The 20647-nt window shown below is 66.1% G+C and carries 21 protein-coding genes; 10 read left to right on the forward strand and 11 right to left on the reverse strand.

The genetic code is table 11. The annotated features are described in order from the left end of the window. Positions 1-81: 81 nt before the first annotated feature. On the reverse strand, positions 82-1746 hold the full coding sequence (locus tag ACTJK0_RS07010; RefSeq protein WP_110545811.1) for an MDR family MFS transporter: 1665 nt from the start codon (positions 1744-1746) through the stop codon (positions 82-84). A 130-nt stretch (positions 1747-1876) separates the two neighbouring features. After that, positions 1877-2374, reverse strand: coding sequence for a ribonuclease E activity regulator RraA (gene rraA, locus ACTJK0_RS07015; RefSeq protein WP_110545809.1), 498 nt, complete (start codon positions 2372-2374; stop codon positions 1877-1879). A gap of 118 nt (positions 2375-2492) precedes the next feature. On the opposite strand from rraA, the gene ACTJK0_RS07020 reads away from it, so the two are divergent. The 5 genes from ACTJK0_RS07020 (at position 2493) to ACTJK0_RS07040 (ending at position 7056) form a co-directional block, all read left to right on the forward strand. Further along, positions 2493-3776 (forward strand): MFS transporter, encoded by a 1284-nt coding sequence (locus tag ACTJK0_RS07020; protein WP_110545807.1) that lies wholly within the window; start codon positions 2493-2495, stop codon positions 3774-3776. 136 nt (positions 3777-3912) lie between these two features. Then, positions 3913-4521 carry a TetR/AcrR family transcriptional regulator gene (locus ACTJK0_RS07025; protein WP_440744730.1) on the forward strand — a complete coding sequence of 203 codons (609 nt, stop codon included), beginning with the start codon at positions 3913-3915 and terminating at the stop codon, positions 4519-4521. Between the two features lie 286 nt (positions 4522-4807). Next, the gene (locus ACTJK0_RS07030; RefSeq protein ID WP_440744731.1) at positions 4808-6007 is read left to right on the forward strand and encodes an NAD(P)-dependent malic enzyme; all 1200 of its coding nucleotides are present in this window, start codon (positions 4808-4810) and stop codon (positions 6005-6007) included. Between the two features lie 109 nt (positions 6008-6116). Continuing rightward, entirely contained in the window at positions 6117-6620 is a 504-nt protein-coding gene (locus tag ACTJK0_RS07035; RefSeq protein WP_440744732.1) for a DUF456 domain-containing protein, read from the forward strand. 40 nt (positions 6621-6660) lie between these two features. Further along, positions 6661-7056, forward strand: coding sequence for a nuclear transport factor 2 family protein (locus tag ACTJK0_RS07040; protein WP_440744733.1), 396 nt, complete (start codon positions 6661-6663; stop codon positions 7054-7056). Between the two features lie 32 nt (positions 7057-7088). Here ACTJK0_RS07040 and ACTJK0_RS07045 read toward each other — a convergent pair whose 3' ends face one another. Then, on the reverse strand, positions 7089-7319 hold the full coding sequence (locus ACTJK0_RS07045) for a hypothetical protein (protein WP_440744734.1): 231 nt from the start codon (positions 7317-7319) through the stop codon (positions 7089-7091). A gap of 142 nt (positions 7320-7461) precedes the next feature. Between ACTJK0_RS07045 and ACTJK0_RS07050 the strand changes: the two genes are divergently transcribed. Next, a complete protein-coding gene (locus tag ACTJK0_RS07050; protein WP_110545798.1) occupies positions 7462-8439 on the forward strand; it encodes a hypothetical protein in 978 nt (325 codons plus the stop codon). A 12-nt stretch (positions 8440-8451) separates the two neighbouring features. On the opposite strand, the gene ACTJK0_RS07055 is transcribed toward ACTJK0_RS07050, so the two are convergent. Continuing rightward, positions 8452-9093 (reverse strand): LysE family translocator, encoded by a 642-nt coding sequence (locus tag ACTJK0_RS07055; protein ID WP_110545796.1) that lies wholly within the window; start codon positions 9091-9093, stop codon positions 8452-8454. A 106-nt stretch (positions 9094-9199) separates the two neighbouring features. Between ACTJK0_RS07055 and ACTJK0_RS07060 the strand changes: the two genes are divergently transcribed. After that, positions 9200-9655, forward strand: coding sequence for an Lrp/AsnC family transcriptional regulator (locus tag ACTJK0_RS07060; protein WP_110545795.1), 456 nt, complete (start codon positions 9200-9202; stop codon positions 9653-9655). Positions 9656-9671: 16 nt separating this feature from the next. Here ACTJK0_RS07060 and ACTJK0_RS07065 read toward each other — a convergent pair whose 3' ends face one another. The 3 genes from ACTJK0_RS07065 to ACTJK0_RS07075 form a co-directional block, all read right to left on the reverse strand. Continuing rightward, positions 9672-10184, reverse strand: a complete 513-nt coding sequence (locus ACTJK0_RS07065) for a hypothetical protein (RefSeq protein WP_440744735.1) — start codon at positions 10182-10184, stop codon at positions 9672-9674. Positions 10185-10354: 170 nt separating this feature from the next. Further along, positions 10355-11845 carry a WXG100 family type VII secretion target gene (locus ACTJK0_RS07070; protein ID WP_440744736.1) on the reverse strand — a complete coding sequence of 497 codons (1491 nt, stop codon included), beginning with the start codon at positions 11843-11845 and terminating at the stop codon, positions 10355-10357. A 66-nt stretch (positions 11846-11911) separates the two neighbouring features. Further along, the gene (locus ACTJK0_RS07075; RefSeq protein ID WP_181422535.1) at positions 11912-12370 is read right to left on the reverse strand and encodes an Lrp/AsnC family transcriptional regulator; all 459 of its coding nucleotides are present in this window, start codon (positions 12368-12370) and stop codon (positions 11912-11914) included. A gap of 326 nt (positions 12371-12696) precedes the next feature. Here ACTJK0_RS07075 and gluQRS point away from each other — a divergent pair, with 326 nt between their 5' ends. After that, positions 12697-13596: a tRNA glutamyl-Q(34) synthetase GluQRS gene (gluQRS, locus tag ACTJK0_RS07080; RefSeq protein WP_440744737.1), complete on the forward strand. Its 900-nt coding sequence runs from the start codon at positions 12697-12699 to the stop codon at positions 13594-13596. Positions 13597-13605: 9 nt separating this feature from the next. Then, the gene (locus ACTJK0_RS07085) at positions 13606-14229 is read left to right on the forward strand and encodes an HD domain-containing protein (protein ID WP_440744738.1); all 624 of its coding nucleotides are present in this window, start codon (positions 13606-13608) and stop codon (positions 14227-14229) included. Here ACTJK0_RS07085 and ACTJK0_RS07090 read toward each other — a convergent pair. The 3 genes from ACTJK0_RS07090 to ACTJK0_RS07100 form a co-directional block, all read right to left on the reverse strand. Continuing rightward, on the reverse strand, positions 14196-14744 hold the full coding sequence (locus ACTJK0_RS07090) for a flavodoxin domain-containing protein (RefSeq protein WP_440744739.1): 549 nt from the start codon (positions 14742-14744) through the stop codon (positions 14196-14198). The two genes, ACTJK0_RS07085 and ACTJK0_RS07090, sit on opposite strands and share 34 nt — an antisense overlap. 77 nt (positions 14745-14821) lie before the next feature. Continuing rightward, positions 14822-16138, reverse strand: a complete 1317-nt coding sequence (locus tag ACTJK0_RS07095; RefSeq protein WP_110545786.1) for a GNAT family N-acetyltransferase — start codon at positions 16136-16138, stop codon at positions 14822-14824. Between the two features lie 104 nt (positions 16139-16242). Continuing rightward, positions 16243-17190, reverse strand: coding sequence for an L-lactate dehydrogenase (locus tag ACTJK0_RS07100; RefSeq protein ID WP_440744740.1), 948 nt, complete (start codon positions 17188-17190; stop codon positions 16243-16245). Between the two features lie 90 nt (positions 17191-17280). Here ACTJK0_RS07100 and ggt point away from each other — a divergent pair, with 90 nt between their 5' ends. After that, positions 17281-19125: a gamma-glutamyltransferase gene (ggt, locus tag ACTJK0_RS07105; RefSeq protein ID WP_440744741.1), complete on the forward strand. Its 1845-nt coding sequence runs from the start codon at positions 17281-17283 to the stop codon at positions 19123-19125. A gap of 82 nt (positions 19126-19207) precedes the next feature. Here ggt and ACTJK0_RS07110 read toward each other — a convergent pair. Next, the coding region (locus tag ACTJK0_RS07110; RefSeq protein ID WP_440744742.1) for an amino acid permease at positions 19208-20647 on the reverse strand (1440 nt) is incomplete at its 5' end.

Raw genomic sequence — 20647 nt, forward strand, 5'->3', positions numbered from 1 at the left:
CGCCCCCTTAACGCCGGATGACGACGGCGGGACGTGCCGCCGTCGTCATCCGTTCCCTGCGCTCCGCTTGGTTGTTCGGGGCTAGTGCGCCGGGATTTGCATGCCGTCCTTGTCCTGCGGGGACGCCTTCTGGTCCGTCAGCTTCTTCCGCGGGAGGGCGAAGCTGATCAGGAACGCCAGGCCGGTCAGCACCGCAGCCGTCAGCATCACCGCGTCGATTGAGGAGGCGAAACCTTCGGTGATGGGCCGGGTCAGGGTGCTGTTGGCGGTGTGCAGCCAGCTGGTGTCGTTAAGGGAATCGTTGGAGGCGCCGTTCTTGAAGAAGTCGTACAGCTTGGCGTTGGCGGGGTCAGAGGCGACCGCCGGGTCCTTCAGGACGGCGAGGTAGGCGGGGTCGGCAGCGGCGGTCTTCATGCCGTCGGCAATCTTGTCAGCGGCCAGGCTGAACAGCATGGAGATGAAGACGGCGGTTCCCACGGCACCGCCCATGGAGCGGAAGAACGCGGCCGAGGAGGTTCCCACACCCATATCCCGCGGCGGCACCGAGGTCTGCATGGCCAGGGTAAGCGGCTGCATGCAGAAGCCCAGGCCCACACCAAAGAACACCGCAATCAGGCCCGGAACCCAGAGTGCCGTGTCCACCTGGAGGGAAAAGCCCATGACCAGGGCGGCCGCAGTCAGGATGCCGGTGCCCATGATGGGGAAGATGCGGAATGTGCCCGACGCCGAGATGGTGCGGCCGGCGGTGATGGATCCGAACAGGATGCCCACGGTGAACGTGATCATCATCAGGCCCGCCTGGGTGGGGGTGAGGCCCTTGACCAGCTGGAGATACATCGGGAGCATGGCGATGGCGCCGAACATGCCGATGCCGATGATGAAGTTCAGCAGCGAGGACAGTCCGAACGTGACGTTATGGAAGAGCCGCAGCGGGATGAGGGCGTAGTCGCCGGCACGCTTTTCCGCCAGCAGGAACCAGGCAATGCCCACCACGCCCAGGCCGTAGCAGAGGAAGGAGTTCGTTGAGGTCCAGCCCCAGCTGCGGCCCTGTTCAGCCACCAGGAGGAGCGGGACGATGGCCACGGTGATGGCGGCGGCACCCCAGTAGTCGATCTTTTGCTTCAGGTGCTTGGCAGGGAGGTGCAGGAACAGGAACACCACGGTCAGCGCTGCCAGGCCGATGGGGATGTTGATGAAGAAGACCCAGCGCCAGCCGTCAAAGCCCAGGATGTTCGCGGAACCTGCGAACGCGCCGCCCACCACCGGGCCCAGCACCGAGGAGATGCCGAAGACGGACATGAAGTAGCCCTGGAACTTGGCCCGGTCCTTGAGGGAGACGATGTCGCCGATGATGGTCAGCGCCAGGGCCAGCAGGCCACCGGCACCCAGGCCCTGGATGCCGCGGGCAATGGCCAGTTCGGTCATGGAGTGCACCGATCCCGCGTAGAGCGACCCCACCAGGAAGATGGCGATGGCTGTCAGGTACAGGGGGCGGCGGCCAAAGATGTCGCTCAGCTTGCCGTAAAGCGGCGTGCTGACGGTGGAGGTGATCAGGTAGGCGGTGGTGGCCCACGCCTGCAGGGAGAGCCCATCCAGGTCATTGGCGATGGTGTAGATGGACGTGGACACAATGGTCTGGTCAAGGGATGCCAGGAACATGCCCAGCATCAGGCCCACCATTACGGTGACGATCTGGCGTTGCGTCAGGGTTTCTCCGACGCCGGGCGCGGCAGCGGCTTTGGACATGGGTGCTCCAAGGGGAAGAAAAGGATATAAGCAGCGATAGTTGCTTTCAGTAACTATCTTACCCGCACTTCTATTCCCCGCCCAGCAACGTTTCCCCCGCCCGGCAAAGCTGGCCCGGCCAGGTTGTCCGCTACGGCTCCACGAGGATGCCGTCCGGATCGCACCAGATCGTGGCTCCGGGCCGGAACGTTACGCCGTCGATCACCACGTCCACGTCAACTTCGCCAGCTCCGGCCTTCAGGCTCTTCTTCGGGTTGCTGCCCAGGGCTTTCACGCCAAGATCCAGTTCGGCAACCGCGGCGCGGTCGCGGATGGCGCCGTTGATCACGACGCCGGCCCAGCCGTTTGCCACGGCGCTTTCGGCAATCATGTCCCCCATCAGGGCCGTCCCCAGCGAGCCGCCGCCGTCCACCACCAGGACCGCCCCGTTGCCCGGCGACCCGAGCGTGGACTTGACCAGGGCGTTGTCCTGGAAGCAGCGGATGGTCCGGACCGGGCCGCTGAAGTGGGAGCGTCCGCCCAGGGACTGGAACTGCAGGGACACCGAGGCCAGTTCGTCGCCGCGCTCATCGTAGAGATCGGCGGTGTTTACGGCTGGAGCGGATCCGTTTCCTGCTGTTGTTGCCACGTGGCTCTCCTCGCGTAGTGGTGGATTGTGCACATCCTGCGCCTGCCGCGGGGCGGCGCGTTACCGCCCACGATAGTCTGATCCAACCGCCAACCGGCCGCACCAGGGGGAGCATGCCATGAGTCTGTCCAACACGCCTGCCCCGGACGGCGCTGCCGCAGGTGAGGGTACGGCGGCGGCGCTCGCCGAGCCGGTGGAAAAGGTTACTGCCCGCTGGGTGACAGGCCTGGTGCTGGTGAACGTGGGCATCAACGCCGCGTTCTTCGGCCCCATCAACGTCTTCATCGGCCAGCAGGCCATCAGCATCGACGCGCCCGCCAAGGAAGCCATCCTGTCCCTGGTCACGGCCTGCGGCGCGGCGGTGTCCCTGGTGGCCAACCCCCTCTTCGGCGCCTTGTCGGACCGGACCACGTCACGCTTCGGCCGGCGGGCGCCGTGGGTTCTGGCCGGGGCAGTCCTGGCCACTGCAGCGCTGGTGGCCATGTCCTTTTCGGCCGCGGTGGCACTGATGGTGCTCTTCTGGTGCCTGGTGCAGCTCGGCGCCAACGCTGCCTACGCGGCCATTACCGCCGCCGTCCCGGACCGGGTGCCCGTCATCCAGCGCGGGGGAGTGGGCGGGCTGGCGGCAATGGGCCAGACCCTCGGCATCCTCACCGGGGCGGTCTTCGGAGCCGTGGTCTCAGGAAACTTCATGGTGGGTTACTGGCTCTGCGCGGCCGCGCTGCTGCTGTCCGTGCTGCCGTACCTCTTCCACCCGGACGACCCCGCCCTGTCCAGGAATGAACTCGAGGCCTTCAGGCCGCTCACGTTCATCCGCGGCTTCTACATCAGTCCGCGGATCTACCCCGACTTCGCCTGGGCCTGGCTCACCCGCTTCCTGGTCAACGTGGGCAACCAGCTCACCATCGTCTATCTGCTCTTCTTCCTGCGGGACATCATCCACCATGAGGATCCCGCGGCCGGGGTGCTGGTCCTGACCGGCATCTACGCGGTCATGGTGATGGTCACCGCCGTGCTGGCCGGTCCCTGGAGCGACAGGGTGGGCCGCCGTAAGCCCTTCGTCATCGCTTCGTCCGCCACCATCGCCATGGCCGGGGCCATTATGGCGTTCTTTCCCGTCTGGCCGGGCGCGCTGGCAGGCGCCGCCGTGCTGGGCATCGGCTTCGGCGCCTACCTGGCCGTGGACTTTGCCCTGCTGACCCAGGTCCTGCCGTTCGCCGTCAACCGGGGCAAGGACATGGGGGTCATCAACGTGGCCAACTCCCTGCCGCAGGTGGTCGCTCCGGCCCTGGCTCTGCTCGCCGTCACCCACGGGGGCGGCTACCGGACCCTGTTCCTTACCGCGGCCGTGATCGGGCTGCTCGGCGCCGTCTTCGTGGTGAAGATCAAGGGCGTTGACTGACTCCGGGGGCCGGTTGATAAGGCCGCTGACTAATTAGGGCACGTGCCTGTGCCGTATAGTTGAACCGGACTGCAGGGCGGTATGGAAATGGGGGCGCTCCTGGCCGCAGTTCCTCAAATCCAACCCCGGAATGCTGATGACCGAGACATTTTCAGACCATCCGCCCATGGCCGCCCGGCCTTCCGCTCCCCGCCAGCGCCTCCGCTATGCGCGGATCCTCGATACCGCCGCCGGCTTCGCCCGCACCGGCCTGGATGCCGTCGAGCTGCCGCAGGTGGCAGAAAAAGCGGACGTTCCCCTCGGCACGCTCTACCGCTACTTCCCGTCCCCCACCCACTTGATGCTCGCGCTCTACAGGCAGCAGCTGGACGAACTGCAGGCAGGCGCGCGCGGCTCGTCTCCCCGCTTCCGGGGCCGGGCCCTCTCCGGACTGCTCATGGAGATCTTCCACATGCGCGTCATGCAGCCGGCCGTGGAGCAGTGCCTGAGCCGGGGCGTATACCAGCCCGGAAAAGACACCACGGACCTCCTTCGTGAGATTGACGTGCTCAGCGAGAAACTGGTATCCGGCGCCTGCGGCGATGCCGTGGGAGCCCGTGTGCTCCTCCTCACCGTCACTGGTCTGGTCCAGTCCGTCAGGAACCGCCGGCTCTCCCTCTTCGAAGCCGAAGAGGACCTCAAAAAGGCCTGCGGGCGGCTCTCACCGCAGGTGGAGTCCAGCTTCACAGTCGGCAAGTCAGCGTAACTGGCCTAGACCAATAGCCAATTAAATACGCCATAATGCCGTGACGTGGATCACTAAACGGTGTGATTAACCGTTTTGGCACCCGAACATCCTGTCAAGGCGGGCCTCGGGGCGCTTTCCGGGCTGCCTACCATGGGGGCACAGGAGCGGCAGGGCGGAAACATCCCCGGCGTTCCCCGCGGACCCGCCACCCCTGGGTTTCCTGTCGCACTACCTTCCACGCCCGCCCGGCAGGGCCGGGTTCCGATGTGCCGTGTGCCCACGGCCAGCACCAGGAGACAACGACGTGTCCATTGACGCAATCACCGCCACCGACGATTCAGCAGCCACTGCCCTGACCGAAGAGGAAATCTTCAGCGCCCACCAGGGCGGCAAGCTCTCCGTAACCAGCACCGTTCCGCTGTCCAACAAGAGGGACCTGTCCATCGCCTACACCCCCGGTGTCGCCGAGGTCAGCCGGGCCATCCATGCCAAGCCGGAGCTGGCCCGGACCCTGACCTGGGCCGAGCGGCTTGTGGTCGTCGTCAGTGACGGTACCGCGGTCCTGGGCCTGGGCAACATCGGTGCCAGCGCCTCCCTGCCGGTCATGGAGGGCAAGTCCGCCCTCTTCAAGACCTTCGGTGATCTCGACTCCATTCCGCTGGTCCTGAACACCACGGACGTGGACGAGATCGTGGAAACCCTGGTCCGCCTGCGCCCCAGCTTCGGTGCCGTGAACCTGGAGGACGTCTCCGCGCCGCGCTGCTTTGAGCTCGAAGAAAAGCTGATCGAAGCCCTCGACTGCCCGGTCATGCACGACGACCAGCACGGAACCGCCGTGGTGGCCCTGGCCGCCCTGACCAACGCCGCCAAGGTGACCGGCCGCGGCCTCGAGGGACTGAAGGTGGTGGTGTCCGGCGCAGGCGCGGCCGGCATCGCCGTCGCCGAAATCCTCCTCGCAGCCGGCATCACCGACGTGGTCCTGCTGGACTCCCGCGGCATCATCACCGGCGGCCGCGCCGACCTCGCAGCCGACCCCGCCAGCAAGAAGGCGGACATCGCCGCCCGCAGCAACCCCCGCGGCCTCACCGGCGGCCCCGCGGAAGCGCTTGCCGGCGCCGACGTCTTCATCGGCGTCTCCTCCTCCAAGCTGGACGAGGCGCACCTGGCCACGATGAACCAGGATGCCATCGTGTTCGCCCTGTCCAACCCGGATCCCGAAGTCCTGCCCCAGGTGGCCGTGAAGTACGCCGCAGTGGTCGCCACCGGCCGAAGCGACTTCCCCAACCAGATCAACAACGTCCTGGCGTTCCCGGGCATCTTCCGCGGCGCCCTTGATGCAGGGGCCCGGCGCATCACGCCGGCCATGAAGCTGGCAGCGGCGAGGGCCATCGCCGAACTCGCGGCAGAGGACCTGTCCGCCGACTACATCGTGCCGAGCCCGCTGGATCCGCGGGTGGCCCCGGCGGTCACCGCCGCGGTCGCCGCAGCGGTAGAGGCCGAGTAGGGACTCTTTCCCCGGAGGCCATGACCTTCGGAAACCGCGACGGCGGTGCCTCCTTGCGCTCAAGGAGGTACCGCCGTCGGGCTCTAAGCACCGGCCCTAGACTGGGGCCATGAGCTCGGAGACCGTGGTGACCATCCTGTGCGGCCTGGCGATCCTGGTGGGGGTGGCGGGCACCATCATCCCTGTGCTGCCCGGCAGTATCCTGATCGGCGTCAGTTTGTTGGCGTGGGCCATCTGGGGCGGAGCCGGGACCGCGGGGTGGGTTGTCTTTGCGGTGGCCATGGTTTTTGTCGCCGCGGGGATGGCTGCCGGTGCGGTCCTTACCGGCCGGAAACTCAAGCAACATGCCATTCCCAGCCGCAGTATCGTGGTGGCGCTCATCGCGGGCGTGGCGGGCATGTTCATCATCCCGGTCGTGGGCCTCTTCGTCGGCTTCGCCGCCGGCCTGCTGGCCAGCGAGTTCCTCCGGACACGGAACCTCTCAACCGCTGCCAGGTCCAGCTGGGCCGCCCTGAAGGCTACGGGCCTGGGAATGCTTGCCGAATTCGGGCTCGCCTGCCTGGCCGCCAGCACCTGGGTCATCGGGGTGTGGATAGCTGCCGCGAACGGCTGAACCCGTTGCGCCAGCGCGTTCCTGCGGATACAACCGGGGTATGACCCAGCCAGCTTCAAACCAGGACCCCGCCCCGGCAAAAGACCTCGTCCACGCCTGGATGGAAAAATACCAGGCCGCCTGGACCACCAACAGCGCAGAGGACATCAGGGCCCTGTTCACCCCCGACGCCCTGTACGAGACGCGCCCCCGCGATCCTGACCCGTGGAGGGGCCAAGACGGGATCGTGGCAGGGTGGCTCGCGGCCCGCGACGAGCCGGCCGACTGGTCGTTCAGCTGGACACTGCTCGGCTGCGACGGCGGCACCGCCTTTGTCCAGGGCGTCACCGCCTACTCGGGCGGCCGGCCCACGTACGACAATCTTTGGGTCATTACCTTCGACGGGTCCGGCCGCGCCAGCTCCTTCACCGAATGGTTCATGGCACGCGCTGACTGACCGCGGTCCGGGTCCTCCTGGGGTCCCTGTTCCTAGAGGCCCAGTCCGCCCAGCTTGTCGCCCAGGCCGCCCGGCAGTTTGTCCCCGAGTCCGCCGGGAAGCCTGGAGAGCAGTTCGGCCGGGTTGATGCCGAGTTGGGACAGCAGACCGGCGTGCTGTTCGGTGTCCACCTGGTCCGGCAGCTCCTTGTCCGCCTGCGAGGCCTTTTCGTGGTCTCCCTGGGACCGGAGGAGTTCAAGGATCTGGTTCTTGTCGATCTGCATGGCGTTCTCCTTGCCGGGATTTATTTACTAAGGATGCTTACTACCTTTCCTGAAAATGATGTTCGGGACAAGGCCTTCGGCATGGCTCTGCCCAGTAATGCAGCGCAGCGAGCAGGTAACAGCCGCCGGTTAGCATTTAAGGATGAGCGCCGGGGAGACTGCACCGATTTACTGGGACAGCCGCGACCTCACTCCTTTCGGGCAGGCCCAGCTGCGCACTCCTGTCCATGATCTTGCCGGGGGAGTGGGTGGCCTGCTGACCGGCGTCCTGGGCGGACGCAACCCCGCACTGCTGTCCATCGACGGCGAAGTGCCCCGGCTCAAGCGGCTGCCTTCCAAGCCCGCCAGGGCCGTCCACGAAGCCGTCTTCACCAGCCGGGAGCCGGAACGCCTGATCACCCTGGCCCGCGCCTACCCCGGATGGGCCGGCCTCTGCTACCTGATGGCCGGGCTGCTGGCGTACAAGCACGGCGGCTATCTCCGTGCTTCCGAGCTCCTCCAGCGTGGGCTCACCACCAGGAACGACGATGAAGCCAACCGCTACTCATCTACGTACCTCACCAGGATCGTCACCCGGATCGAGCTGGCCGAGCGGGTGGAAATCCCCGTGCTGTTCAGCGAGGAATCGGTGTTCCTTGCCCTGGCCCATTCGCTGCGTGAGACCGGCCGCACGGAAGCGGCGCTCGATGCGCTGACGGGGCTGCCGCCGTCGCTCCCCATGGCCCTGGCACGTTGCTCCCTGGCCCTCAGCCTGGGCCGAAGCCGCACGGTCATCGACTGGACGGAGGGACTGCTGAACGCGGACGACCTCTCCGCTGCCCTGCTGCTGGTCCGTGCCCGCGCGCTGCGCAGGGAAGGCCGGCTGGACGCGGCGCACCAGGCGATCGCCGAGGTCCTGCGCCGCCGCAAGACGCACCTTGCCCTGCGCAATGACGCGTTGACGGACCGGGCGCTGCTGGTCCTGGAATCGAGCCGCCGCTCACTGAATCCGCGGGACTGGGGACGCCGGCGCGGGGACCCGGAACCCCAGCGGGAACTGGAGGCTCCGGCGCCCATCCGTAAGGACGAGGAAATGCGCCGGATTTGGGAGCAGGACTGGAAGGAACTCAGCGGGGATTAGGGCCCTGTTTGCCTACGAGTGGCCGGCCAGGAACGGCAGCAGTTGCTCGCCGAGCAGCACAGTCCCCAGCACCACCATGATGATGCCGCTGGCCAGGGTCACCGCCCGCGCTGCGCCGGGCCTGCTCTGCAGCAGCGTGCGCGACAGCAGGGCCACTACCGTATAGACCAGGCCCGCCAGCGCCACGAACGTCATCCCCAGGAGGCCCGACTGCAGCGGTACGGGCAGGGACGCATCGGCGCTGACGAACTGCGGAATGAGGGCCACGTAGAAGAGCAGGCCCTTGGGATTGATGCCGCTGGTGCCCATGCCCTGCAGGAAGGTGCGCAGCTGCGTTCCGGGACCGACGGCGGCATCCGCGCTGAAACTCGCGCCCCGCCAGGACCGAAGGGTTCCCACCCCAAGCCAGAGCAGGTAGCCGGCCCCGGCCAGGGTGATCCAGCCCAGGACCCCGGGCATTCCGGCCAGCACCGCAGCCAGGCCTGCGACCAGCAGGAGCGTGTGGAGGACGTAGCCGCCGCAGAGCCCTGCGACCGCGGGGACAAAACTGCGCTGCCGGAGACCGGCCGCGATGGTGTAGGCCCAGTCCACTCCCGGCGTGCAGGCCAGGGCGGCGGCCACCACCAAAAAGGCCAGGAACAGCTGCGGATTCATCGGTTTCTCCTGTCGAACGGCTTTCAAGAGCAACCATAGGGAGAATCACACCAAAAGTGCTGTCCTGTTTTCGCCCGCCCCGCGGCAAGGGCAGTATATTTATTGCGTGCTGGATCGAATCGACAGAAATATTTTGCGCCACCTTCAGGAGGATGGCCGGATGACTGCCACCGCCCTCGCCGCGAAGGTAGGCCTCACGGTGGCCCCGTGCCACCGGCGGCTCCGTGACCTGGAGCAGTCCGGAGTCATCCGCGGGTATAAGGCGGACGTCGACCCGGCTGCCGTGGGACTGGGATTCGAGGCGATCGTGTTTGTCACGCTCCGCCAGGTGGACCGGCCCACCATGGAGATCTTTGAGAACCGGGTGGCGGAGAATCCCAACATCATCGAGGCGCAGCGGCTGTTTGGGTCACCGGACTACCTGCTGAAGATCATTGCGGCAGACCTGCCGGCCTACCAGCGCTTCTACGACACCGAGCTCACATCCCTGCCCGGTGTGGAGCGGCTGACCTCAACGCTGGTCATGAAGAACCTGAAGTCCAACGCCGGGCCGCCAGTTTAGAAAAAGTTGGACCTTCCTACGTCAGCGGGTGGACGTGGACGATGATGACCTGGACGTCCTTCGAGCCGTCATAACGGAGGTCGTAGTTCACTTCCAGCCCGGTGCTGGTGCCGGACGTGATGGAGAAATCGCTCTTGCTGCCGGGATTGCCCTCTACGCTGCTGATCCAGCGCTCGGCGGACGCTGAATCCACCCCATACTTCTCCACGCCGTCCCGGATCAGTCCGATATATTCGCCCAGCGACGTGGCGGTGAGGAAGTAAGTGACCTCCCGGAAGTCCGGCCGCGACTGGGTGGTGTTGAAGCGGATGCGGTCCGTTTCGCCTTGGATGTCTCCGGACGGACCGGCGATGGTCAGGGATATCTTCCCGGTGTCCCGCGTGTTGATCTCCGGGCCGAAGCTGTCCTCGGTCAGCCGCACTGATGCTTTTTGCAGCGTTCCGGACCGCATGTCCAGCCGCGCGGTCCTTCTTTCCCGGATGGCGTCCACGCCGGCGGCGTCGAGGGTGGAGAATTCGTAGGTTTTCACGGTGCTCCCTGCGGAAGGTTGAAGGGCGGACGTTGGGCTGGCCGGTGTGGGGGCGGCAGGCGCGCAGCCGGCCAGGGCAAGGCCTGCGAGAAGGGCAAGGCCTGCACCATGGGCAATGGCGACGGCGGGACGCTGCCTGCATGTCCGGGCGGGGACAGGACGGGGCGCCGTCACTGGTGGACCTCGGCGTCGAATCCGTCAAGGAACCGGTCCATGATGTGGGGGATGTTGTTGGTGGGCCGGTACTGGTCCACCCTGCCGTCAAAGTCCGAGCCGATGATCTGCGCGGCGCGGGCCGGATCGGAAGCCAGCAGCTGTTGGTAGGCCGGGAGCGTGTCCTGCCGGATCAGTTCCCACCGCTGGTCTGCGTTGGCGATGTTGCCGTCGGGGAACCCGGTGGTGAAGTCGGTGCGGAACTGCGCGGGGTTGTCCCATGAGGTGAAGGGAATGTTCTCCGGGCCGGGGCTTTCGACGCTGAAGCTGTATGGGAACACCTCCGGGTAGCTCCTTGCCCCGGGGATGGAGGGTTCGCCCGCGAGCGTCACCATGTACGTGACCGCTTCGCCGCCGGGGTGCGCGCGCATGTTGTCGTAGTCGTCCGCGATGATGTCGTTCTGCTCCCGGTACAGCAGTGCGGTGTTGCCCTCCTGCACGCGGCCAGGGTCCCCGGAGTCGATGTCGGCCCAGGCCCGTGCGGTATCCGGATCAATGGCACCGGAGTCGCGGAGCCGGTTGATCTGGTCGATGCCGCCAGTGAGGTAGGCCTGGTGCTGGCGGGCCTGGTCAAGGAATATCTCCTTGTTCATGTCCAGCATGCTGGTTTCGTAGAAGCGGATTTCCTGGTCGGACATGCCGGCAAGCTGTTCCAGCTGGTCCAGGACGGGCAGGGGGACATCTGCGGCGGGGTTGTTGGTGATTTGTTGCGCAAGGTCGCGAAGCATGGCCATGTCGCGGAAGCCGCCGGCGAAGGACGGGCCGATCATGTTGGCCATTCCCGCCCACTGCAGGTCCGGGTTGGCGAGGTAGGCCTGGCCATAGAAGTCGTAGACGCTGCGGATGGTGTCCCAGTTGTATTCCGTGCCCTTGGCCGTGTCCCAGTCCGAGGGGTCAATGCCCAGCTGCTGCATGGCCTGGTTGTTCCAGTAGGAACTGAGGAAATCGGCGTATTCCGGGGATTTCTTATCGATCAGCCCCGAGTCGGCGGCAGCATCCATGGCCGCCTTGGCTGCAGCCGGGTTCTGGAGTGCCCATTGTCTGAATGCGTCGCTCTGCAGATATTGGCGCCGCTCCGCGGGTGTCATGGAGGTGAGCAGGTCTGTCAGGTACTGGGACGTCCCTCCACCGGAGCCGGCTGTTCCCGCACCTCCGGAGCCGCCAGCGCCGCCGGATCCGCCGCTGCTGGCCCTTTCCTGTTCATCGGCATTGGCCAGCAGGGCCTTCGCCGCCGATTCGAGCCCTGCAGTGGCCGACTTCAGCAGCTTCGCATGCGAGGAGGTCCACTCATTGCGGAACCTGTCGCCGTCCCGCCCCTTCCAGAGCCCGGAACCAATGCTGCTGCCGAGCTGCTGGCCCAAGGCGTTGAGCCTGTTGGCGCCGGCGCCAAGGTCTTTGGCGAGCTGCCGGAGCTGCGCTACATCGCCGCCGTAAAAGTTCCCCGCCATATTTCCCCCCGTTAGGATCTCCTGGGCCAGCCTAGCCCGCCTTCCACGGAGGGGCGATGGGTAGGGCTATCCCTCGAGCAAGCCGGTGGTGCGGTACGGGATGACCTCGCGCAGGAACATGCTGGTGGACGTCCGGACAATGCCGGGGCAGAGCCGTATTTCCTCGGAGACGCGGTAGAGGTCGTCGGGGCTTTTAGCCACCACGCGGATGAGGAGGTCGGTATCACCGGCCGGCGCGTGGCACTCCAGGACTTCGGGGATCTTGCGCAGCGCTGCGATGGCCTCGTTGAGGTGGCTCTGGTCCAGTTCCGCGCTGACGGCGGCCGCCACGCCTCGGCCGAGGGCCGCCGGGAGTACCCTGCTGCTGTTGGGCCGGAGGGCCCCGGACGCCGTCATTCGCTCCAGCCGCGACTGTACGGTGCCGCGTGCCAGGCTGAGCTTCTGTGCCAGCACCATGATCGGGACGCGCGGGTCTTCGTCCAAAGCGTTCAGGATGCGCTTGTCCGTGGCGTCCAGTTCCTGCAATCTGATCACTCCCTGCCTGCTTCATCGTCAGGACTTGATCAGAATGACTAATCCAACTCCTGCTTGTTGTTCCAACTGTATGAGGTCTGCTCAAATAGTGGCAACAAGGGAAAAGCTACCGCTGCAACCCCCAGGCTTACAGGTTTCCCGGCACACCACCCGGCGCCCTGGACACCGCTTCCCGCAAGGAGGCCGCCGCTGAATGAGGCTTGTTCACACCATGCTCACTCTGCAAACACGGCAAGAGCCCCTGAGCTACCGACGTCGGATTTCCGCAGTCATCGGTAGCTGAGGGGCTCTTGTGTTGTTCGGTCTAGGGTTGCTTTATGACCTCCGCCGGCCGCTTTGCCCCCAGCCCCTCCGGTGAACTGCATGTGGGAAACCTGCGGACGGCCATCCTCGCCTGGCTCTTCGCCCGCTCCACCGGACGCCGTTTCCTGCTGCGGGTGGAGGACCTGGACCGCGCCCGCGCCGGCGCGGAGGCGGTGCAGCTGCGTGACCTCGCGGCCGTGGGTGTCACCTGGGACGGCGAGGTGGTGCGGCAGACGGAGCGCGGGCCTGTCTACGCCGGGGCGCTCAGCCGGCTTGAGGAGGCGGGCCTCACGTATGAATGCTTCTGTACCCGCCGGGAAATCCAGGAGGCGCCATCCGCCCCGCACGCTCCACTGGGGGCCTACCCTGGCACCTGCCGCAACTTGGACCGGGCGGAACTCGACTACAAACGGTCCACCCGGCCTGCCGCCATCCGGTTGCGGGCGGACGTTCATGAATACACCGTGGAGGACGTCCTTCACGGGACGTTCACTGGCGTCGTGGACGATTTCGTGCTGCGCAGGAATGACGGAGTAACCGCCTACAACCTGGCCGTTGTGGTCGATGATGCCGCGCAGGGCATTGACCAGGTGGTCCGCGGCGACGACCTGCTCCCGTCCACTCCCCGGCAGGCCTACCTGGCCTCCCTCCTGAACATTCCCACACCGGAATATGTTCATGTTCCCTTAGTGGTGAACCGCGACGGCGTGAGGCTGGCAAAGCGTGACGGAGCGGTCACGCTGGCCGACCTCGCCCAAGCCGGCGTAACAGCCCCGGAGGTGCGGAACCGGCTGCTGGGGTCCCTGGGATTGCCCGCCGGAACGCTGGACCAGGCCATGCACGCCCTCGACCCGGCACAGTTGCCACGCGAACCCTGGGTGTGGCCGGGGATGGAGCGTCCGCCCGCTGGGTAAGCTGGGTAGATGTCAGACGAGCAGGTTCCCGCCCAGGGCGGGACGCCAACATTCACGGTGGAGACCGCCAAAGTCCTCGCCGAGGTGGCCCACAACCGGCAAAAGGACAAGCTGAAGCGGCCCTACCGGGACCATGTCCTGGCCGTCGGAGATGCCCTGGCGGACTTCGACGACGAGATCCGGATCGCGGGCTACCTCCACGACATCGCCGAGGACACACCGATGACACGGCAGGCCCTGCTGGAGATGGGTGTTCCTGAGCGCTCCGTGGACATCATCGAGCGTGTCACCAACCGGCTGCACAGCAACCCCGACGATTACCAGTCCAGCATCCGTGAGATCGCCGAGGACCATGACGCGGCCTTGGTCAAGATCGCCGACAACGCGCATAACTCGCTGCCGGAGCGTGTCGAGGCGCTGGCGGCGAAGTGGCCGGAGAAGCCTCCGGTGACCAAGTACCGGGATGCCCGGCCAGTGCTCTATGCCGCCGTGGAGGTGGACGAGGTCCGCAAGATCCTGGCGCGGGTCAATCCCTGGCTGCTGGATGAATTCGACGCGCAGCTGGACGAGGCGGACGACACTGACTACGAGAACCTCCGCTACGACACCGGACCCGGATTCCGCTCCACGTAGACCAGGAACTCCTCGGCGAACCGCCGGACGCCGTCCCATTCCGTATAGATGTAGTCGCGGCCGGTGTCGGTGTCCTGGCTGCCGTGGCCGCTGACGATCTTCTTCATCATCGTGCGCTTCAGGAACCCGTACTGGGTGTACAGGAGGGCGCCGCCGAACATTGCCACCTTGTCCGGCCGCCATCCGGTGCTGTCCTCGAATTCCGCGACGTATTTTTCCGCGTCCCCGGGGTCGCCGTGGGCTGCGAGGCTGACCGAGAACAGGGCGGCCGGCAGGTTCTGCAGGGCGGGCAGGTTCCTGCGGACAAAATCGGCCACGTATCCTTCGTGTTTTCCGGCATGGACGGAGGCGCCCACAATGACGGCGGCGTAGCCGTCCGGAAGGTCGTGGTCTGCGTGCTTGAGGTCCAGGGTGTCGGCCTGGTGGCCGTGGGCCTGCAGCACGTCGGAGATGTAATCGGCGATTCGGGCCGTCTGGCCCTCCGAGGTTCCGTACGGGATCAGGATCTTTGCCATGGCCCCACTTTGGCGTGGCCCAGGAGCCGGGCAAAGAGGCAAAGGTCCCGCCATGCCCCGGGCGGAAAGCCGGCTGGCTACACCCGCCCCAGGGCCTCGATGTCCTCCAGGAAGTCGGCCTGCACCTCGGGGCTTACGGTGGTCCGGGTCTCCCCGATGGCGTCCAGGTAGTCCTGGGTGGAAGGCCCCTTCCTGACCGCCTCACGGACCGAGACCTGGCCCCCTGACGCCAGCCCGCCGTCGTCGTACACCGCCTTTTCCAGCGCCCGCTGCGAGGCGCTGCGGGCCGCGTACTCGATGTCCGCGGGCGAAAACCCTTCGGTGCGCTCCACGAGGAGTTCCACGTCCACGCCGTCCACCACGGCCGCCGGGATGAAGCGCTGCCACATGGCCTCGCGGGCCTGCCGGTCCGGCAAGCCGATGGGGATGACGTAGTCGAACCGGCCGTGGCGCAGGAAGGCCGAGTCCAGGGCCCGGATGAAGTTCGTGGCACATACCAGGAGCCGGCCGGGCTGCTCGCGGAACGCCGGGATGATCTTCAGCAGTTCGTTGGTGACGCCCTGCAGGGGCGACGGTGGGTCCCCGGCGCGCTGCGAGGCGATCTCCTCCACCTCGTCAATGAACACCACGGCGTGTTCCAGTTCCGAGATCTCCAGGAAGGTTTCCCGCAGCGCGCCGGCCAGGCCCTTCGGATCCCCGGCGAGCCGGGATGGGAACACCTCCACGAACGGCCATTCGAGCCGGGAGGCGATGGCCTTGGCGAAGGTGGTCTTGCCGGTGCCGGGAGGGCCAAAGAGGACGACGGCGCGCGGCGGCACCACCCCGAACTCATCGGCCAGGTCTGCCTCGGCCAGCGGCAGAACCAGGCGGCGTTCGAGCAGTTCCTTTTCCTTGCGCATGCCCGCCACGTTCTCCCACAGGTCGCGGGCCAGCACGCGGCCGCCCAGTTGCCCCAGGGCGCCCAGTTCCTGGCGCTGCACGGGGATGGTGCGTTCGAAGTAGCGCAGGTTCTTCTTCAGCGCGAAGCCCCGGCCCAGGAACGCCTCGACGCGGGTTTCCGATTCGGGCATCAGGGCGGAAAGCTTGTTCAGGCCATGCGGGGCCATGCGGTTTTCGACGGCGGCCAGCAGCGAGGTGCCGATGCCCCTGCCGCGGTACTCGGGAAGGGTGGCCAGGAACACGATCCAGCCCTGGTCATGGGCGGCACGCCCGACGGCGGCACCCACCACCTGCTCGCCCAGCACCGCCACCACGGCGTGGTCCTTCTCGCACGAGGCAAGCACCTCGGACAGGGCGTAAACCGGCTCCACGTTGTTCGCCTTCAGGGTTTCCCACAAATGCAGGATCCCGTCCAGGTCCGCCGAATGGAAATCCCTGATCCGCCAAGTGGTCATAAGTTGCTCCTGTTGGTTCCGCATTGAGCCAGCGTGGATGTCTCAGGTGAGCATATGTGAACCAGGTGCCGGAGAGGGTTGCAGCGGCGTTGCATGACGCCGGCTCAAACCCCTAGCTTTGCCATGGTGGTCCGCAGGGTCTCCGCCGAATGCTGCAAAGCTGCCAGCTCGCCGTCGTCCATGGGCGTTTCCAGGACCCGGTGCACCCCGCCTTTACCCACCACGCTGGGCAGGGAGAGGGCCACCCCGGAAATCCCGTAAAGCCCCGACATTACGGTGGATACGGGAAGGACGGCGTTGTCGTCGCGGAGCAGCGCCTCGACAATGCGCGCGCCTGACAGGCCAATGGCATAGTTTGTGGCGCCCTTGCCGGCGATCACCTTGTAGGCAGCCTGGACCACCTCCCGCGCGGTCTCATCCAGGTATTCGGATGTGAAGATGCGTTTCCCGCCGGAGGTCCAGTCCCGGATGGGGACGGGGCCGATTGTTGCGCCGGACCACAGGGGGAATTCCGTGTCCCCGTGCTCGCCCACCATGCTGGCGTGGACGCTGGTGACTGAAACGCCCGCCCGCCGGGCCAGCAGCCAGCGCAGCCGGGAGGTGTCCAGCACCGTCCCCGAAGAGAAGATGCGTTCCGGCGGCAGCCCCGAAATGCGCTGGGCAGCGACCGTCAGGACGTCACAGGGGTTGGTCACCAGCACATAGACGGCGTCAGGCGCCCGTTCAAGCAGCGGCGGCATCAGCTGTTCCAGGATGCGCACGTTGGTGCCGGCAAGGTCCAGGCGGCTTTGGCCCGGGTTCTGCTTGGCCCCCGCCGTGATAACCACGACGTCGGCGCCTTCAGTTACGGCGATGTCCCCGCCTCCCGTGACGGTGGCCGAGGCCGCGGCGAACTGGCTGCCATGGGCCAGGTCCAGGGCTTCGGCCTCCGCTTTGGGGGTGTTGACGTCATACAGCGCGATGCTGCTGGCTGAGCCGCGGATCAGCGCGGCGTAGGCCAGCGACGTCCCGACACTGCCGGCGCCCACTACTGCGAGCTTGGATCCTGCCATGGTGCACTCTCCCTTTCCGGAGCCGTTGAGTGTGTCCTACCCGAAGAGTAGCGTGGCCCACATCACTCAAACCCCCACTTAGGAGCCACCATGCCACACCTTGGACGCCGGCTCGCAGCTGTTACCGCAGCGCTGGCCATGAGCGTGACCACCGGGGCGCTTAGCCCTGCTTTTGCCGATCCCCGGCAAACCGACAAGAACCCTACCGCCACCGGCTACGGCGGGGCGGTCAGCACCGTGGATCCGGAAGCATCAGCGGCGGCCATCGACGTCCTCCGTCACGGTGGAAACGCCGTGGATGCCGCGGTCGCCGCGGCAGCCACCCTCGGCGTTACCGAACCGTACAGCGCCGGAATCGGCGGCGGCGGCTATTTCGTGTACTACGACGCGAAGTCCGGAAAGGTCCGCACCATCGACGGCCGCGAAACCGCACCGGCGGGGATCACGCATGATGCCTTTATTGATCCGGCCAGTCCCAAAGACAACCCAAAGCCGTACAACTTCACCCCCGAGCTGGTCACCAGTGGTGTTTCAGTGGGCGTTCCCGGAACACCCGCAACCTGGGAACGGGCGCTCGAGCGCTGGGGAACCCTGAGCCTCGGGGATGCGCTGAAGCCGGCCATCAAGGTGGCCGACCGCGGCTTCGTGGTGGATGACACGTTCCGCCAGCAGACGGCGGACAACCAGAAGCGCTTCGAAGCCTTCACCTCAACCAAGGACCTGTACCTGCAGGACGGCAAGCTGCCGGAAGTGGGATCGGTCTTCAGGAACCACGACCTCGCCGACACCTACCGGCTGCTTGCCCGGGAGGGCATGGACGCGTTCTACAACGGACCGCTGGCCAAGGAAATCGCCAAGACGGTGCAGAACCCGCCCAAGTCCAAGGACACCACCCTGCCGGTCCCCGTCGGTTCCATGACCGAGGAGGACCTGGAGCACTACAAGGCGGTGGAGCAGGATCCCACCCACGTGAACTACCGCGGCTATGACGTCTATGGCATGGCACCCTCCAGCAGCGGCGGCACCACGGTAGGTGAGTCGCTGAACATCCTGGACGTGTTTGACCTGCCCGCGCTAAAGAAGGACCAGCCGGCCGTGCTGCACCACTACCTCGAGGCCAGCGCGCTGGCTTTTGCGGACCGTGCGAAGTACGTGGGTGACCCGGCCTTCGTGAAAGTGCCCACCAAAGCGCTGACCGATCCTATTTTCGGGAAGGAACGCGCCTGCGAACTCGATCCCGCCCACGCCGCGGCCAAGCCGGTGCAGCCGGGGGACGTCGCATCCTACGACGGCACGTGCCCCCTGAAACCAGCGGCGCTCGCCGATGAAAAAGACACTGAGAACATCTCCACCACCAACATGACCGTCTCGGACAAGTGGGGCAACGTGGTGGAGTACACGCTGACCATCGAACAGACCGGTGGATCCGGCATGGTTGTTCCCGGCCGCGGGTTCCTGCTCAACAATGAACTCACGGACTTCTCCGCCGTCTACAGCGCCACGGATCCGAACCGGATCGAGCCGGGCAAGCGGCCGCGGTCGTCCATGTCGCCCACCATCCTGCTGGAGGACGGCAAGCCGTTCCTGGCCCTGGGCTCCCCGGGTGGCTCCACCATCATCACCACCGTGCTGCAGACGCTGGTGAACCGCATTGACCTGGGCATGAGCATCCCGGACGCCATTGCAGCTCCCCGAGCGTCCCAGCGCAACACCGCCAGTGTCACCGCTGAGCCTGCTTTCATCGACAAGTACGGCGCGGCCCTGACGTCCCGCTTCGGCCACACCCTGACTCCATCGGGCGACTCCTTCACGTCGGCCTCGGAGATCGGGGCGGCCACCGCCATCGAGTTCCTGGAGGGCGGACGGACCCTTGCGGCCGCCGAACCCGTCAGGCGCGGCGGCGGATCAGCCATGGTGGTGACGCCGTCAAAGTAGAACAGCAGGTGCCTTAAACGCCCGACGGCGGCACCCAGGTCCCGGGAATCCGGAACGTGGGTGCCGCCGTCGTTAAGGGCTGTTACTTCTTGAAGGTTTCCGCCGGCGCATTGGCGACCACTGGCGATGTGCCGGTGTAGCCGTCGCGGGTTTCGGCGATTTGGCGGATGCGGGTGCGGCAGGCGTACCAGCCGGCGACCATGAGGATGCAGGCGATGGCGGTGACGAGCATGGTCAGGGGTGAGTCGATGAAGACCATGATGAGGACCCCTACCAGGAAGAGCAGGGAGAGGTAGCCGGTGTAGGGGGCGCCGAACATGCGGAAGGAGGGGCGTTGGACCCAGCCTTTGTCGGCCCAGCGCTTGAGCTGGATCTGGCAGAGCACGATGGTGGCCCAGGTCATGATGATGCCCACGGAGGCGATGTTCAGCACGATTTCGAAGGCGTCGGCCGGGACCAGGTAGTTCAGCGGAACCCCGAGGAGGGACACGACGGCGGTGATGGCGATGCCGCCGTAGGGGACGCCTGCCTTGTTCATGCGGGAGGCGAACTTGGGGGCCGAGCCGTTGACGGACATGGAGCGCAGGATCCGGCCGGTGGAGTAGAGCCCGGCGTTCAGCGAGGACAGGGCCGCGGTGAGGACGACGAGGTTCATGATGACGTCCACGCCCTGGACGCCGATGGAGCCGAAGAACGTCACGAAGGGGCTGACGCCTTTTTGGTAGGAGGTGAAGGGCAGCAGCAGGGCCAGCAGGATCACGGAGCCGACGTAGAACACGGCGATGCGGAAGACCACGGAGTTGATGGCCTTGGGCATGATTTTTTCGGGGTTTTCGGTTTCGCCGGCGGCGGTTCCGACGAGTTCGATGGAGGCGTAGGCGAACAGGACGCCCTGCATGAGGATGATCATGGGCAGCAGGCCGTTGGGGAAGATCCCGCCGTTATCGGACAGGAGGCTGATGCCCACCGGCTGGCCGGAGACGGGGGTGCCGAAGATGACGAAGTAGGTGCCGATGATCAGGAACGCGACCAGGGCTGCGACCTTGATCAGGGCGAACCAGAATTCCATTTCGCCGAAGACTTTCACGGAGACCAGGTTCAGTGCCAGGACCACGATGAGGGCGGTCAGTGCCCAGGCCCACTGCGGGACGTCGGCCATCCAGGGGATGTAGTTGCCGAAGAAGTGCATGTAGAGGGCGGCGGCGGTGATGTCCACGATGGTGGTGGTGGCCCAGTTGATCCAGTAGAACCAGCCGGAGACGAACGCGGCTTTTTCGCCGAAGAATTCACGGGCGTAGGAAACGAACGAGCCCGAGGAAGGCCGGTGCAGGACCAGTTCGCCCAGGGCGCGCAGGATCAGGAACGCGAAGAACCCGCACACCGCGTACGCGATGACCAGGGACGGGCCCGCGGCGTTGAGCCGGCCGCCGGCACCCAGGAACAGGCCGGTACCGATCGCACCGCCGATCGCGATCATCTGGATCTGCCGCGGCTTGAGGTTCTTGTGGTAACCCTTGTCCTC

Source organism: Paenarthrobacter sp. 22069, assembly GCF_052046035.1.
In the GTDB taxonomy this organism is placed as follows: Bacteria; Actinomycetota; Actinomycetes; order Actinomycetales; family Micrococcaceae; genus Arthrobacter.

What these genes read in the sequence shown, in the direction of transcription:
- ACTJK0_RS07010 (WP_110545811.1), bottom strand. Translation starts at nt 1,746, where the DNA reads ATGTCCAAAGCCGCTGCCGCGCCCGGCGTCGGAGAAACCCTGACGCAA.
- ACTJK0_RS07090 (WP_440744739.1), bottom strand. Translation starts at nt 14,744, where the DNA reads ATGGCAAAGATCCTGATCCCGTACGGAACCTCGGAGGGCCAGACGGCC.
- gluQRS (WP_440744737.1), top strand. Translation starts at nt 12,697, where the DNA reads ATGACCTCCGCCGGCCGCTTTGCCCCCAGCCCCTCCGGTGAACTGCAT.
- ACTJK0_RS07100 (WP_440744740.1), bottom strand. Translation starts at nt 17,190, where the DNA reads ATGGCAGGATCCAAGCTCGCAGTAGTGGGCGCCGGCAGTGTCGGGACG.
- ggt (WP_440744741.1), top strand. Translation starts at nt 17,281, where the DNA reads ATGCCACACCTTGGACGCCGGCTCGCAGCTGTTACCGCAGCGCTGGCC.
- ACTJK0_RS07095 (WP_110545786.1), bottom strand. Translation starts at nt 16,138, where the DNA reads ATGACCACTTGGCGGATCAGGGATTTCCATTCGGCGGACCTGGACGGG.
- ACTJK0_RS07020 (WP_110545807.1), top strand. Translation starts at nt 2,493, where the DNA reads ATGAGTCTGTCCAACACGCCTGCCCCGGACGGCGCTGCCGCAGGTGAG.
- ACTJK0_RS07085 (WP_440744738.1), top strand. Translation starts at nt 13,606, where the DNA reads ATGTCAGACGAGCAGGTTCCCGCCCAGGGCGGGACGCCAACATTCACG.
- ACTJK0_RS07070 (WP_440744736.1), bottom strand. Translation starts at nt 11,845, where the DNA reads ATGGCGGGGAACTTTTACGGCGGCGATGTAGCGCAGCTCCGGCAGCTC.
- ACTJK0_RS07050 (WP_110545798.1), top strand. Translation starts at nt 7,462, where the DNA reads ATGAGCGCCGGGGAGACTGCACCGATTTACTGGGACAGCCGCGACCTC.
- ACTJK0_RS07055 (WP_110545796.1), bottom strand. Translation starts at nt 9,093, where the DNA reads ATGAATCCGCAGCTGTTCCTGGCCTTTTTGGTGGTGGCCGCCGCCCTG.
- ACTJK0_RS07035 (WP_440744732.1), top strand. Translation starts at nt 6,117, where the DNA reads ATGAGCTCGGAGACCGTGGTGACCATCCTGTGCGGCCTGGCGATCCTG.
- ACTJK0_RS07025 (WP_440744730.1), top strand. Translation starts at nt 3,913, where the DNA reads ATGACCGAGACATTTTCAGACCATCCGCCCATGGCCGCCCGGCCTTCC.
- ACTJK0_RS07045 (WP_440744734.1), bottom strand. Translation starts at nt 7,319, where the DNA reads ATGCAGATCGACAAGAACCAGATCCTTGAACTCCTCCGGTCCCAGGGA.
- ACTJK0_RS07040 (WP_440744733.1), top strand. Translation starts at nt 6,661, where the DNA reads ATGACCCAGCCAGCTTCAAACCAGGACCCCGCCCCGGCAAAAGACCTC.